Below are 14,119 nucleotides of genomic sequence, written 5' to 3' on the forward strand. Positions count from 1 at the left end.
GACGCGCGACGCGGCCGCTGCACCCGGACATTCCGAACAGACCCGCACCGGGCAGGTGGCGCAGACATTCGGTCCGCGCCGGTGCCGCCGGTCGCCATCCTTGATCGGCACTCTGCGCCGGACGTGTTCGGTCGGGCCGTGCGCCGCCGGGACAGAGGTTGCGCAAGGGGTAGAGGAAAAAATCTTCAGGGTATAAGGTTTGGGAATAGGGTGAGGGAGGCGCACCCGGTGATAAAGATCCAGCATATCGAAATGCTGCTTGCCATCGAACAGGCGGGCAGCATCCGGGCCGCGTCGAAACGGCTGGGCAAGACGCAGCCCGCGGTGACCAAAGCGCTGCGGCAGGCCGAGGCCGAACTGGGCGCGGCGATCTTCAAACGGGCACCGACCGGTGTGGCGGTGACCGAAGACGGGCAGCCGATCCTGCACCGCGCCCGGCTTGTCCATTCGGAATTGCGCAAGATGCAGGAAGAGGTGGACCAGCGCCGCGGCCTTGGCACCGGCCGCCTGACGGTCATCGTCTCGCCGCTGGCGGCATCGCGGCTGATCTCCCGGACGATCCGGTTGTTCCGCCGCCGCTATCCCAAGGTGCACATCCAGATAACAGGCGGGCACGAGCCGATGGCCTTTGGCCCCGTCCGCGACGGCCTGGTCGATCTGGTGATCGGGCCGGAGCCGCGCGGAACCGACTCCACCGGCCTGTCGACACGCTTTCTGGTCGAGACCCCGATTTCGGTGATTACCGGCAAGTCCTCGCGCTGGCTGGGTGAGACGCGGCTCGCGGCGCTTGCGGAAGGTGACTGGACGATGATCGGCACCCGCGTCCGTCTGCCCTACCTGCAACGGCACTTCACGCGGCATGGGATCGTGCCACCCGAGCCGATGGTGACGTCGGACTCCCTGTTCAGCGTTCTGTCGCTGATCGAGGATGGTGATTTTCTCTGCACCTTTCCGCAGCGCCTGCTGGCGCAGGTCATGGCAAAATGGAACATCGTCGCGCTGGACGTGGACCCGCCCCTGCGCGCCGCGCGGATATCTGTAACCACCTCTTCAGAGCGCCTGCCGACCCCGGCCCTGCAATACTTCATCGACTGTGTCGAGCAGGTCTCGCGCAACACCTTCGACGAAGGCGATGCCCGAGAGTTATAGCCATAAACTTTCCGCCTCTATCCCGAAACGGTCATGACGGCTATCCCCGTTGCATCCGGGGAACGCCAAGCACCCCGGGCAGGGGAGGGAGACCGCGATGAATATCCTGTTCATCATGTATGACCAGTTGCGTTTCGATTATCTCAGCTGCGCCGGTCATCCGCATCTGCACACGCCAAATTTCGACCGTGTCGCCGCGCGGGGCGTCCGGTTCACCAACGCCTATGTACAGTCGCCGATCTGCGGCGCCTCCCGGATGAGTTTCTACACCGGGCGTTACGTCTCCTCGCACGGGGCGCAATGGAACGGCTTTCCGCTGCGCGTGGGTGAGGTCACGCTCGGCGATCACCTGCGCGAGACGGGCATGGCCTGTTGGCTCCTGGGCAAGACGCACATGAAGGCGGACGCCAAGGGCATGGCGCGTCTCGGCCTCGCCGCCGACAGCCTGATCGGCGCACGGCAAGCCGATTGCGGTTTCGACGCCTGGGCACGGGACGATGGCCTCTGGGGCAGCGGCCCGGATGGCTTCTACGACCAGAAGCGCTCGCCCTACAACGAATACCTGAAAGCCCGGGGCTATGACGGTGAGAACCCCTGGGCAGATTATGCCAACGCCGGTATCAACGACGATCAGATCGCCAGTGGCTGGATGTTCCTCAATGCCGACAAGCCCGCCAACATCCGCGAGGAAGACAGCGAGACGCCGTGGCTGACCTCCGAGGCGATCCGGTTCGTCGACAGCACGCAGGGGCCATGGTGCGCCCATGTGAGTTTCATCAAGCCGCATTGGCCCTACATCGTGCCCGCGCCCTATCACGCCCTGTACGGCCACAACCAGATCCAGCCGCCGGTGCGCCACCCCTCCGAACGGGATGATCCGCACCCGGTCCTCGCCGCCTACCAGGGCACCCGCGTGGCGGAGGCGTTCCAGCGCGACGACGTGCGCGAGACCGTCATTCCGGCCTACATGGGCCTGATCAAGCAATGTGACGACCAACTCGGCCGCCTGCTGGATCATCTGGAACAGACCGGGCGGATGGAGGACACGATGATCGTCCTGACCTCCGATCATGGTGATTACCTCGGCGATCACTGGCTCGGGGAAAAGGACTTCTTTCACGAAGCCTCGGTCAAGATCCCGTTGATCGTCTGCGATCCGCGTGAAAGCGCAAACGCCACGCGCGGTACAACCTGCGATGCGCTGGTCGAGGCCATCGATCTCGCCGCGACCTTCGTCGAGGCGGCAGGCGGCACGGTGCCGGACCACATCATCGAGGGACGCTCCCTGATGCCGTGGATCAGGGGCGAGACACCGCAGGACTGGCGCGATTTCGTCATCAGTGAATACGATTACTCGGTCACGCCCCGCGCCGAAGCCCTGGGCGTGCAGCCGCGTGATGCCCGGATGATGATGGTGTTCGATGGCCGCTGGAAGATGATCCACTTCGAAGGCGGTCTCCGCCCCATGCTGTTCGATCTGGAAACCGATCCGGACGAATTCAGCGATCTCGGGAAAGATCCGGCTTTTGCTGGCCAGATCGACCGGCTTTACGGCTTTCTCGGGCAATGGGGCCGGCGGATGGCGCAGCGTGTGACCATGTCCGACGCCGACGTGCGCGCGGCACGCGGACGCTCGCTGCGGCGCGGCATTCTGCCGTTCCTTGCCGATGGCAGCGAGGTGCCCGCCGAATTGACCGAACGGTATCGTGGTCCGGTGCGGCAGGTCCATATTTCCCCTCGCCCGGCGAAGGAGGACAGCCATGAGGCCTGAAGCCGAAACCGCCGGACCGCGCGGCGCACTGGTCGACAAGCACATCGCGGACGTGATCGCGGTCGCCTTCGTGGTCGTCATCGTGCTCTATTCCGCTTCCGGACCGATCAGCGACTTCGTCCGCTGGGTCATCGAAACCACCACGCCCGCCTTCGACGAAATGAGCCGCCGCGATCAGCGGGTGTTCCTGCGCGAGCACTGGCTCGGGGCATCGTACAGGGCCTTCGAACAGTCTTTCCTGCTGCCCACCGGCCTGATCATCGGCCTGCCCATCGTGCTCAGCTTTGCCATCACGCTGCTGACGCTGCACCGGGGGCCGGGGATGCGCGTCGTGAACTGGGGGCTGACCGCGCTGGCGGCCATCGCCTTCACAAGCTGGATCGCGGCGATCTTTGCCTCCGACGCGGGGACTCTGCCAACCGTAAGGCCGCTCGACTATGTCATGTTTCCCCTGGCCACCGCGATCACGCTCTACCTGACCTGGCGGTTGTTCGGTGGCTTCATCGTGGCCTTCTGCCTGTTCTGGGTGATCTATTTCTTCGTCAAGGGCTGGCTGCCCGACTGGACCGGCATCCTTGCCGGGTCCGAGGCCACTGCGGCGCAGAACCTGCGTCAGATGATCCTGCAATTCTGGGCCCAGACCGGCGGCATGTTCGGCCAGCCCATTCAGGTGGTCACCGGCAACGTGCTGATCTTCATCGTCTTTGGTGCAGTGCTGATGGCGTCCGGGGCGGGGGACCTGTTGTTGAAGATCGCCAACCGGCTTACCGGCGGCATGACCGGCGGCGCGGCCCATGCCTCCGTCGCCTCGTCGGCGCTGTTCGGCACGCTCTCGGGCGCAGCCATCTCCAACGTGGTCTCGACCGGCGTGATGACCATTCCGGTCATCCGCAAGGCCGGGTTCAAGCCCGCCTTTGCCGGGGCCGTCGAAGCCGCCGCCTCCACCGGGGGGCAGATCATGCCGCCGGTGATGGGCGTCGTCGCCTTCTTCGTCGCCGGACAGATCGGGCTGGAGTACCGCTATATCGTCGTCGCCGCGATCCTGCCCGCGATCTTCTACTACCTTGGCACCTTCCTGACCGTCTATTTCGAAGCCCGCAAGCAAGGCATCGGCGCATTGCCCGCCTCCGCCCGCCCGAAGCTGACGCGCAAGGAATGGGTGCAATGCCTTGTCTTCGTGGCCCCACTCGGCACGCTGTCCTATTTCCTCTTCGCGCAGCCCTCGGTGCCCAAGGCGGGCTTTTACGGCCTTGTCGTGGCGCTGGTCGCGGCCTCGGTCCTGTTCCGTGAGTTCCGCTCGGCCCGCCGCATCTGGCTCGCTTTCGTCGATGCGGGCCGCATGGCGGGCACCATCGTCATCATCGTCACGGCCATCGGCCTGATCGTCGGTCTGATCCAGACCTCGGGTTTTGCGGGCCGCCTCTCCCTCATGTTGGCCGAAGCCGCAGACGGCCCGCTGCTGCTCGTGCTGCTCGTGGTTGCCTTCGGGGCCATCGTGCTCGGCATGGGTCTGCCGCCGGGCGCGACCTATTTCATCATCGTGATCGCGCTCAGTTCTGGCATCGACACGGTGGGCCTCGCGCCGTTGACGCTGCACCTTTTCGTCGTGGTCTTTGCCATGATGTCGACAGTAACCCCGCCGGTCGCGCTCGCCGCCTTCGCCGCGGCGCCGATCGCCGGGGCCGATCCGATCAGGACCGGCTTCGAAGCGGCGCGCATCGCGATCGCGGGCTTCCTGATCCCCTTCGTCTTCGTCTATCACCCGGCGGTGCTCTACAAGCTGCAGGTCGTCTTCGAATGGTTCGGCGAGGACCAGGTGAGCTCCCGCGCCATGATCGACATAACGACGGTGAGCTGGTTCGACTTCTTCTGGATCATCGCGGCCTTCACCCTGGCCATGTGGCTGATCGCCTCGGCGTTGACCGGATTTGACAGGACCCGGCTGGGCGCGGTGGAGCGGGTGCTGCGTGTGGCCATCGGCGGTGCCACCTTGCTGCCCCAGATGATCTACGCTGTGCCGGCCGCGATCCTTGGCCTTGCCCTGATCCTTGCCAGCCCGCGCCTGACCCGGCGCGTGGCCCCGGTGACGCCCTGACCCCGAACGAACGCACCGAAACGGAGGAGAACCGATGCGACACATGACATTTGCAGCCGTTGCTGCACTGATGACCACAGCGGCGCAGGCCGATACCCTGAAGATGGCCACCATCGAGCCGAGCCTCGGGCAGGCGATCACCATGGCGACCTTCGCCAACGTGGTGAACGGCAACCAGGACATGGTCGATATCGAGGTTGCCGGGGGTGGTGCGGCGACCGTGCACATGCTGGAGGTCGGGCGCGGCAACCTAGACCTGTCAATGGTCTCGCCGACGATCTTCGAGTTCATGTCCAAGGGCGCGGCCATGTACAAGAACGAGACCGACGCGCCGGAGCTGGCGAAGAATGTCGCCCTGCTGATGTGGTTCCCCTATGGCCAGTACCACTATACCGTGCGCGGCGACAGCGACATCGAGGTGCTGGACGACCTCGAAGGCACCACTGTCTTCCTCGGCCCGGCCGGCGGCGGCGCCTTCAATGCGGCGGCGGGCTGGATCGAGGCCACCACGGGGCTGAAGGTCGGCGAGGATTACGAGGCGATCACCGCAAACTGGGCAACCGGATTCCAGGCGTTCCAGGATGGCAAGGTCGACATGTACGTGAATGGCTGCATCGACCCCTGCCAGCAGTTCATCCAGTTCAGCGAAACCGAGAGCCTGCGTTTCATCGGGCCGGAAAGCCATGAGGGGGATGCTGTGACCAGGTTCCTCGGCAATTTCCGCTATCTCGCCGAAATCCCAGGCGGCGCGTACGACAATCAGGTTGGCGGCGCAGTCATGTCGAACGACACCGCCGTCGGCATCGGTGTGCGTGCGGATCTGGACGAGGAAACCGTGTACCAGGTGACGAAAGCGTTCTGGGACAACGTCGACAGCATCACCTCCGACGCCCCCTGGGCCAAGGCGCTGAATCTCGAGTTCGCGGTTCAGTCGCTGGCCGACATGCCGCTGCACCCGGGCGCAGCGCGGTATTACCGCGAAGTCGGCGCCATCCAATGATGCAAACCGGGGCGCGGGAACGCTGCGCCCCGGTCTCTGTACTGTTGGAACACGTCTCACCGGTCTGAGCTACCGTACCTGTTCTCTAACGCCGGTTGTCGAAACCGCGGGAGGCGGCGCGCGGCCGCTCGATACACGCCGTTGCGGGGATCAGGACCCCGATCTGGCGAGTTTCAACGCCTCCCCAAGCGCTTCGCGGTCGCCGACGTGATTGGCGAGCAGCAGGATCAGACGCGCGTTCAGCGCAGCGCTTTCGTCGTCGGAGAGGCCTTCGTGAACGGCGATCAGTTCGGCGTAGAAGTCGTCCGGCGCGGCGATGTTCGGCTGGGTGTTCAGACGCATGGCTTATCCTCTTGCGGTGGCGCGGCGCAGGGCGGCGCGGACGGCGGTGTCGTCGAAGTGGTCCCACCGAGCGGCGACGTGCTGATCGGGGCGGATCAGATAGACCGCGTTTGGAGCGTCCCCCAGATAGCGGGCGGCCACTGTGCCGGTGGCATCGTCCGAGGCGGCTAGCGCGACACGGGTGACGGGAATACCGTCGATGTCGAGCGCTTCGGGCGCATCGGTGTTGAGCGTCAGCAACCGGAAGCCGCCGCCGAGCCTGTTCAGCAGGTAACCACCGGGGAGCGGCGCATCGGGGCAGGGGCTGCCGGGGCGGGTGCGGGCCGGACCGCTGGTCAGGGCATCTTCGCTGTTGAGGCTGAGTCCGTCGTATGTGCAGGGCACCGACAGCCGCCCAGAATTGACCAGCGGGCGGGCAAAGGCATGGTGTTCGGCCAGATCCAGCACAGCATTCCGGAAGATGTGGCTGGTCTTCGACTTCGGCGTGATGAAGTCTGTGGAGCGGGTCGAGTTCAGGATGTTCTCGTCGGCCCCGTAGGCGCGTTCCTCGTGATAGCTGTCGATCAGCGCGTCGGGGGCCTTGCCGGCCAGCACGAGGCCGAGTTTCCAGCCGAGGTTGTCGACGTCCTGCATGCCCGAATTGGCACCGCGCGCCCCGAAGGGGGAGACCTGATGGGCCGCGTCGCCGGCAAAGATCACCCGGCCATGACGGAAGCGTTTCATCCGGCGGCACTGGAAGGTGTAGATCGAAGTCCAGACGATGTCGTATTCGACGCCGGGCAGCATGGCGTCGAGCCGGGCACGGACGTTTTCCTCCTGCAGCTCCTTCTTGCGGTCGACGTTCCAGCCGATCTGGAAGTCGATCCGCCACTCGCCATCGGGCTGCTTGTGCAGCAGGGTCGATGCGCCGGACTTGAAATGCGGCTCGAACCAGAACCAGCGCTCGGTCGGAAAGTCCTCGTTCTTCATGCGGATGTCTGCAATCAGGAAGCTGTCCTCGAAGACGCGCCCCTCGAAGTCGAGTCCCATCATGCCGCGCAGCGGCGACGATGCCCCGTCGCACCCGATCAGCCAGTCTGCCTCGATCGTGTAAGGGCCGTCGGGGGTGGTGATGTCGAGCGTGACGTGACCGTCATGCGCCTCGACGCCGTCGACGCGGTTCTTCCCGCGGATTTCTATGGGGGCACCCTGCGCCTGCGCCTCACGGACACGCTCCACGAGAAAGCGCTCGAAATAGGGCTGTTGCAGGTTGATGAAGGCCGGGAATTTGTGGCCTTCCTCGGGCAGGAGGTTGAATTCGAAGACCTTGCGGTCGTCGTGGAAGACCTTTCCGAGGTTCCAGACCACGCCCTTGTCCAGCATCTTGTCTGCCGCGCCATAGCGGTCGGCGATCTCCAGGCTGCGCTTGGCGAAACAAATGGCGCGGGAGCCTTGGCCGATGCCTTCGTGATCGTCAAGGACGACCACGGGAATGCCTTGCAAGCCGAGGTCGAGCGCCGTGGCGATGCCGATGGGGCCGCCACCCATGATGACAACCGGGTGACGCACCGGCGCGTCAGCGTCCTGATCGGCGGAGCGTTCGTAGGGGTAGAGCTTGAAGGCGAGTTTGTAGCGATCGTCCAATGGCATGGCATCCTCCCGTGTGGGGGACACACCCCCGGTCGTGTCTGTTGCCCCCGCCCCGCGGAGCCGTGCTGTCAAGGGCGGTCGAGGTCCCGGGTCAAGCCCGGGACTGCGGTGTTTCCGCGAACGGGCGCCTTGCCCATTCGCGCCTCAAACCCTCCAGGGGAGGGTTTGCAGTTTCGCGAACCAGCGCTCACCCCTGCAACTGCGCCCACATGTCCTTGTCCCGCTGTGCGGTCCAGACGCGGGGGGTGTCGATGCCACGGGCTTCGTCGTAGGCGCGGGCGACGTTGAAGGGCAGGCAGTGCTCGTAGATCGCGTAGTCCTTGAACTTCGGATCGCATTCGGCCCGGCAGGCGTCCCAGGCTTCCTTGAGCGAGCCGCCGCGGGCGACGACCCTGGCAATCGGCTTGTAGGTCGAGTTGACAAAGTCCGCCGTCGCCGTGAGGGCCTTGGCGACCATCTCCTCGCCGACGAGCGCATCGCCGCGTCCCGGGGCGATGGCCTTGGGCTCATAGGCTGCGATGTTCATCAGCGTGTCTTCCCAGTCGCCGAAATGCCCGTCGCCGCAGTAGCAGGCGGAGTGGTATTCGACGATGTCGCCGGTGAACATGACTTCCTGATCAGGCACCCAGACCACCGCATCGCCCGCCGTATGGGCACGGCCAAGGTGCATGATGTCGACGCGGCGTTTGCCGAGGTAGACCGTCATGCGGTCGGAGAAGGTCGTCGTCGGGCGGGTCAGGCCGGGGATTTCCTCGTGGCCCTGGAACAGGCGGGGGAAGCGGTCGAATTCGCTGTCCCAGTCTTCCTGCCCGCGTTCCTCGACCATCGCGGCGGCGGTGTCGGACATGATGATCTCGCGTGCGCCGTAGGCCGAGGCCCCGAGCACGCGGACGGCGTGGTAATGGGTCAGCACGAGGTGGGAGATCGGCTTGTCGGTGACGCTGCGCACGCAGTCGATCACCTTGCGGGCGAGGCGGGGGGTGGCCTGCGCCTCGACGATCATAACGCTCTCGTCGCCGATGATGACGCCGGTGTTGGGGTCGCCCTCGGCGGTGAAGGCGTAGAGGCCCTCTCCGACCTGCGTGAAGGAGATGGTCTTTTCTTCCATGTCGCCTGCGGAGGCAAAGGCTTTGGTCATTGTCGCGTTTCCTTTTGACGTTTGGGTGGGTTCGAAACCCACCCTACGGCTTGTGGGTAGGGTGGGTCTGTGACCCACCGTCGTTATCGTTTGTACGGGTCCTCAAGCGCAGGCAGGACCTGCGCCGTGCAGGACCCGAAGCCGACGCGGAAACCCTCGCCGATGGCCGCGCCGCGCAGGGTGAGGGAGTCGCCGTCCTCGACGAAGTTGCGGGTCTCGCCGGTGTCCAGCGTGATCGGCTCCTTGCCGCCCCAGGTGATCTCCAGCAGGGCACCGCGCTGGTGCTTTTCGGGACCGGAGATGGTGCCGGAGCCGAGCAGGTCGCCGACGTTCATCGGGCAGCCGGAGGTGGTGTGATGGGCCAGTTGCTGGGCCGCGGAGTAGTACATTTCGCGGTAGTTCGTGCGGCTGATGACGGTTTCATCCTTGCCCTCGGGGGCGAGACCGACCTCAAGCGCGATGTCGTAGAGCATCGGGCCGGGCTCCGCGAGGTAGTCGAGCAGCGGGCGTTCCCGCTCGGGCGTGTCACAGCGAAAGGGCTCCAGCGCGGCCTTCGGGACGATCCACGGGCTGATCGTCGTCGCCGTCGCCTTGGCCTGGAACGGGCCGAGAGGCTGGTACTCCCAGGCCTGGATATCGCGGGCGGACCAGTCGTTCAGCAGCACGTAGCCGAAGATCATGTCGTCGGCTTCCTGCACCGTGACCGGGCCTTCGGACGGCTGGCCGACGATTGCCCCCATCTCCAGCTCGATGTCGAAGCGTTTGCACGGGGCGAAGACCGGCAGATCGGCGTCCGGGGCCTTGAGCTGGCCCCAGGGGCGGCGCACGTCGGTTCCGGAGACCTGCACCGAGGAGGCGCGGCCGTTGTAGCCGATGGGGATCGACAGCCAGTTCGGGGGCAGGGCGTTTTCCGGACCGCGAAACATGGTGCCGACATTGGTGGCGTGGTGCTTGCCCGCGTAGAAATCGGTGTATTCGGCCACGGTGAAGGGCAGGCGCATCCGGGTGCCGACCTGCGGCACGAGATAGCGGGTGAGGCCCTGCGGATCGGGATAGTCCTCGGCCAGAAGTTCGGTGATGGCCGCGCGGAAGCCCGCCCAGACGTCCGGTCCCAGCGCCATGAACTCGGTCCAGTCACCGAAGAAGAAGACTTCTTCCTCCTCCGGCACCGCCAGCACGCCGTCCGCTTCCAGTGCGGTCACGTCGAGGATCATGTCGCCGATGGCAACGCCGCAATGCTGCTCGCCGTCCTCGGCCACGAAGGCACCGTAAGGCAGGTTGTTCAGCGGGAAATCGGTGTCCGGGGTGTTGGCGCTGTCGACCCAGCTTTTCGTCAAGGGCATGTCGACTCCTTATTGGGCATCGGGTTGGTTTTCGGGCAGGGCGGCCGCGATCTGCGGCAGCGCGCGGGCCGCTTCGTCTATCTCGACCAGCCGGGCGAAGGGCGCAAGGTCCAGCCCCCAGCGTCGCGCGTTGACCATCTGGCCGACAAGGCACAGGTCGGCCTGCGTGGGCGTGTCGCCAAAGCTGAACCGTCCTTCGGACAGGATCAGGCGCTGGTAGGCGGCGAACCCCTTGTCCATCCAGTGGCACATCCAGTCGACAACAGCCTGCTGGTCAAAGCCGCGCGCCTTGAGCGCCGCCCCGACCTTGAGGTTGTTGACCGGGTGGATCTCCAGCGCGATGACCTGCGCCGCCGCCCGGACCATTGCACGGTGCACCGGGTCCGCCGGCAACAGCGCCGGCTCGGGATATGTCTCCTCCAGCCAGTCGAGGATGGCCATCGACTGCGTCAGCACGGTGCCATCGTCCAGAATCAGCGTCGGCACACCCTCCACGGGGTTCAACGCGGCGTAATCCGGCGCCTTCTGCGCCCCGTCCAGCAGGTTCACCGGACGGGTCTCATAGGCGATCCCTTTCAGGTTCAGCGCCGCCCGCACCCGAAGAGAGGTGGTCGAGCGCCAGTAGCTGTAGAGGATCATGGTCTTACTTGTGCCACGTGCCGTCGGGGGTGCCGTCGAACTTCTTCTCAAGGCTCTCCCAGCAGTCGATGTAGTTGTCCTGCAACGGCGCTTCCTTGGCGGCGAAGGCCGTCAGGTGTTGCGGGAAGCGGGTCTCGAACATGAAGGACATGGTGTTGTCCAGCTTGTCCGGCCCGAGGTTGCGCGTCGAGGCCTTCTCGAAGGCATCCCGGTCCGGTCCGTGCGGAAGCATCATGTTGTGCAGGCTCGTCCCGCCCGGAACGAAGCCCTCGGGCTTTGCGTCGTACTGGCCATAGATGTTGCCCATCAGCTCGGACATGATGTTCTTGTGATACCACGGCGGGCGGAAGGTGTTCTCCGCCACCAGCCAGCGCTCGCGGAACAGAACGAAATCGATGTTCGCGGTGCCCGGCACGCCGGAGGGCGCGGTCAGAACGGTGAAGATCGACGGGTCGGGATGGTCGAAGAGGATCGCGCCGACCGGGCAATAGGTGCGCAGGTCATATTTCATCGGGGCATAGTTGCCATGCCAGGCCACGATATCGAGCGGGCTTTGCCCGATCTGCGTCTCGTGGAATGCGCCGCACCACTTGACGGTGATCTTCGATGGCACTTCGCGGTCTTCGAAGGCCGCCACGGGTGCCTTGAAGTCGCGCGGATTGGCGAGGCAGTTGGCGCCGATGGGGCCGCGGCCCGGCATCTCGAACTTCTGGCCGTAATTCTCGCAGACGAAGCCGCGGCAGGGGCCTTCCAGCACTTCGACGCGATACACCAGCCCGCGCGGGATGATGGCGATCTCCTTCGGCTCCACGTCGATGATGCCCAGCTCCGTGGCAAAGCGCAGCTTGCCCTGCTGCGGCACGACCAGCAGTTCGCTGTCAGCGGAGAAGAAGTATTCGTCCACCATGCTCTCGGTCACGAGGTAGATGTGAGAGGCCATGCCGACCTGCGTGTTCACATCCCCGGCGGTGGTCATGGTGCGCATGCCGGTCAGCCAGGTCAGCTTTTCCTCGCCCAGCGGCACCGGGTTCCAGCGATACTGGCCGAGCGAGATCACGTCCGGGTCGACGCAGGGTGCGGATTTCCAGTACGGCAGGTCGATCTTGGTGTAGCGCGTCGAATGCTTGACGCTCGGGCGGATGCGGTAGCACCAGGTCCGTTCCGGCGGGTTGGCGGTGAAAGCGGTGCCGGAAAGCTGCTCCGCGTAAAGTCCGTAGCTGCATTTCTGCGGCGAGTTCATCCCTTGCGGCAGTGCGCCGGGCAGGGCTTCCGTTTCGAAGTCATTGCCAAATCCCGGCATGTATCCTTCATGCGTGCCCGTTGTGCCGGTCGCCCGGATCATGCCCTGCGGCAGATCATGCGTACTCATCTTTCGGCCCTCCCTTTGAATTGATGCGGCGGATTCGCGTCTTTTCCATTTATTTGTTGCATCCGCAACGAAGTCAAGAAACTTGTTGCAGATGACATGAATTTTGCGGAGACTCGCAAGACGTTCCGGATGCGGCGAAGGACAATGAATGACACAGACAGAAGACCGTTTTGATCTGGCTGGATTTTTGCCGTATCGCCTGACGGTCGCCGCCGAGCGCCTGAGCGCCGGTATGGCGCGACGCTACCGCGAGGAGTTCGGGATCAGCGTTGCCGAGTGGCGCGTGCTGGTGCACATCTCGGATGCCGGAGCGGTCTCCATCCGCGACATCCACGAACGCGTCCATCTCGAAAAATCCAAGGCAAGCCGCGCTGCCTCCCGCCTCGAAACCGCCGGTTACGTCACCAAGCAGGTCAATGAATCCGACCGCCGCCTCATCGTTCTGGCTTTGACGGACGAGGGCACAGCCCTGATGGAAAAGCTTTCGACCATCGCTCGGCAGTACCAGGCGCGGCTCGACAGCCTGGTCGCACCGCATCAGGACGCTTTGAACGCCGCCCTCGATACCTTCATGTCCGAGGAGCTCTGACAGGACGCCCGCAGCCGGGCGGATCCCCGTGCACCGGCCTGCAACACGGATTGTAAGGACGCGCGCTTCGAAATAAACTGTGCGCAGACGCTGGGTACACAAGCAGGCCCGGCGGTTGGGAGAGGCACATGGTCAAGCGGCAAGAGAGCCCACCGGAAGATTACGAAGCGCTGATCCGGTTGATCCATGATCGCTTCGACGGCATGAGCCGGACCTACCAGCAGATTGCCGAATACTTGACCCAGAACCCCAACGACGTGGCGGTGCAGGCGGTGAATGCCATCGGCCAGCAGTGCAACATACACCCGTCGAGTTTCGTGCGGTTCGCGCAGAGCCTCGGCTATTCCGGTTTCCGTGACCTGCAGACGCTGTTCCAGCGGCGCCTGAGCACGGCCGCGCCTGGATTCGAGGCCCGAAAGAAGGCGCTGGAAGACGAGTTGTCCCAGCATGAGGGCGGGTCCGACCTCGGCTTTCTGCGCGATCTTGTGGTGCGGGACATCGCGTCTTTGCAGGACTTGCTGGAAAAGGTGAAGGCGGCGGACATTGCCCGGGCCGCCGAGATGATCGAAGGTGCCGGGACGGTCTATCTCATCGGGCAATTGCGCTCGGAGCCGGTGGTCGTCCTGCTGCGGTATATCCTGACCATGCTGGGGCGGCCTTGCGTGCTGCTCGATTCAAGCGGCGGGTTGGCAACCCATATTGCCCGCACCATGGGCACCGGCGATCTTCTGATCGCCGTGTCGTTCCGGTTTTACGCCACCGAAGTGGTCAACATCGTCGAGGAGGCGGCCCGCAGCGAAGTTCCGATCATCGCGATTTCCGACAGCAGCCTGTCACCCTTGTCGAAGTCTGCGGCCCTGCTGTTCACCGTGCCGGAACATGACTACACCTTCTCGCGTTCCCTCGCCGCACCGATGTGTCTCGCGCAGGCTCTGATGGTGGCTGTGGCCGCCCGCGTCCAGAAGGACAGCAAGAAGCCGCGCATTCCGTTCGTCACGGCCCGCTGAACGGAGAGGGTTTACCCGGGAACAGCGTGATGCTCCCGGTTCATGTCA

The 14,119-nt window shown here is 64.7% G+C and carries 12 protein-coding genes; 6 read left to right on the forward strand and 6 right to left on the reverse strand.

From position 1 onward, the window contains the following. Positions 1-228: 228 nt before the first annotated feature. The 4 genes from ACP159_RS22000 (at position 229) to ACP159_RS22015 (ending at position 6,015) form a co-directional block, all read left to right on the forward strand. Positions 229-1,149, forward strand: coding sequence for a LysR family transcriptional regulator (locus ACP159_RS22000; RefSeq protein WP_425101877.1), 921 nt, complete (start codon positions 229-231; stop codon positions 1,147-1,149). 97 nt (positions 1,150-1,246) lie between these two features. After that, positions 1,247-2,920, forward strand: coding sequence for an alkaline phosphatase family protein (locus tag ACP159_RS22005; protein ID WP_425101878.1), 1,674 nt, complete (start codon positions 1,247-1,249; stop codon positions 2,918-2,920). Continuing rightward, complete coding sequence (locus tag ACP159_RS22010) at positions 2,910-5,015, forward strand: TRAP transporter permease (protein WP_425101879.1); 2,106 nt, start codon at positions 2,910-2,912, stop codon at positions 5,013-5,015. The genes ACP159_RS22005 and ACP159_RS22010 overlap by 11 nt, the downstream gene beginning before the upstream one ends. Before the next feature lie 43 nt (positions 5,016-5,058). Continuing rightward, complete coding sequence (locus ACP159_RS22015; protein ID WP_425101880.1) at positions 5,059-6,015, forward strand: TAXI family TRAP transporter solute-binding subunit; 957 nt, start codon at positions 5,059-5,061, stop codon at positions 6,013-6,015. Positions 6,016-6,165: 150 nt separating this feature from the next. On the opposite strand, the gene ACP159_RS22020 is transcribed toward ACP159_RS22015, so the two are convergent. The 6 genes from ACP159_RS22020 to hmgA form a co-directional block, all read right to left on the reverse strand. Next, a complete protein-coding gene (locus tag ACP159_RS22020) occupies positions 6,166-6,357 on the reverse strand; it encodes a DUF2783 domain-containing protein (RefSeq protein WP_425101881.1) in 192 nt (63 codons plus the stop codon). 3 nt (positions 6,358-6,360) lie between these two features. Continuing rightward, positions 6,361-7,986, reverse strand: a complete 1,626-nt coding sequence (locus tag ACP159_RS22025) for an FAD-dependent oxidoreductase (RefSeq protein ID WP_425101882.1) — start codon at positions 7,984-7,986, stop codon at positions 6,361-6,363. A 187-nt stretch (positions 7,987-8,173) separates the two neighbouring features. Further along, positions 8,174-9,124, reverse strand: coding sequence for an MBL fold metallo-hydrolase (locus tag ACP159_RS22030; RefSeq protein WP_425101883.1), 951 nt, complete (start codon positions 9,122-9,124; stop codon positions 8,174-8,176). 83 nt (positions 9,125-9,207) lie between these two features. Further along, positions 9,208-10,467: a fumarylacetoacetase gene (gene fahA, locus ACP159_RS22035; protein WP_425101884.1), complete on the reverse strand. Its 1,260-nt coding sequence runs from the start codon at positions 10,465-10,467 to the stop codon at positions 9,208-9,210. A gap of 9 nt (positions 10,468-10,476) precedes the next feature. Continuing rightward, positions 10,477-11,106 (reverse strand): maleylacetoacetate isomerase, encoded by a 630-nt coding sequence (gene maiA, locus ACP159_RS22040; RefSeq protein WP_425101885.1) that lies wholly within the window; start codon positions 11,104-11,106, stop codon positions 10,477-10,479. 4 nt (positions 11,107-11,110) lie between these two features. Then, a complete protein-coding gene (hmgA, locus tag ACP159_RS22045) occupies positions 11,111-12,475 on the reverse strand; it encodes a homogentisate 1,2-dioxygenase (RefSeq protein WP_425101886.1) in 1,365 nt (454 codons plus the stop codon). A 148-nt stretch (positions 12,476-12,623) separates the two neighbouring features. Between hmgA and ACP159_RS22050 the strand changes: the two genes are divergently transcribed. Continuing rightward, a complete protein-coding gene (locus tag ACP159_RS22050; RefSeq protein ID WP_425101887.1) occupies positions 12,624-13,064 on the forward strand; it encodes a MarR family winged helix-turn-helix transcriptional regulator in 441 nt (146 codons plus the stop codon). A gap of 128 nt (positions 13,065-13,192) precedes the next feature. Beyond that, positions 13,193-14,071: a MurR/RpiR family transcriptional regulator gene (locus ACP159_RS22055; protein ID WP_425101888.1), complete on the forward strand. Its 879-nt coding sequence runs from the start codon at positions 13,193-13,195 to the stop codon at positions 14,069-14,071. Positions 14,072-14,119: the final 48 nt, after the last annotated feature.

Origin of the sequence: Tropicibacter sp. S64, assembly GCF_049803835.1 — a bacterium.
Classification (GTDB): domain Bacteria; phylum Pseudomonadota; class Alphaproteobacteria; order Rhodobacterales; family Rhodobacteraceae; genus Pacificoceanicola.

Coding starts and splice junctions, on each gene's coding strand:
- hmgA (WP_425101886.1), bottom strand. CDS start 12,475: ATGAGTACGCATGATCTGCCGCAGGGCATGATCCGGGCGACCGGCACA.
- ACP159_RS22025 (WP_425101882.1), bottom strand. CDS start 7,986: ATGCCATTGGACGATCGCTACAAACTCGCCTTCAAGCTCTACCCCTAC.
- ACP159_RS22010 (WP_425101879.1), top strand. CDS start 2,910: ATGAGGCCTGAAGCCGAAACCGCCGGACCGCGCGGCGCACTGGTCGAC.
- ACP159_RS22020 (WP_425101881.1), bottom strand. CDS start 6,357: ATGCGTCTGAACACCCAGCCGAACATCGCCGCGCCGGACGACTTCTAC.
- ACP159_RS22015 (WP_425101880.1), top strand. CDS start 5,059: ATGACATTTGCAGCCGTTGCTGCACTGATGACCACAGCGGCGCAGGCC.
- ACP159_RS22005 (WP_425101878.1), top strand. CDS start 1,247: ATGAATATCCTGTTCATCATGTATGACCAGTTGCGTTTCGATTATCTC.
- maiA (WP_425101885.1), bottom strand. CDS start 11,106: ATGATCCTCTACAGCTACTGGCGCTCGACCACCTCTCTTCGGGTGCGG.
- ACP159_RS22050 (WP_425101887.1), top strand. CDS start 12,624: ATGACACAGACAGAAGACCGTTTTGATCTGGCTGGATTTTTGCCGTAT.
- ACP159_RS22055 (WP_425101888.1), top strand. CDS start 13,193: ATGGTCAAGCGGCAAGAGAGCCCACCGGAAGATTACGAAGCGCTGATC.
- fahA (WP_425101884.1), bottom strand. CDS start 10,467: ATGCCCTTGACGAAAAGCTGGGTCGACAGCGCCAACACCCCGGACACC.
- ACP159_RS22030 (WP_425101883.1), bottom strand. CDS start 9,124: ATGACCAAAGCCTTTGCCTCCGCAGGCGACATGGAAGAAAAGACCATC.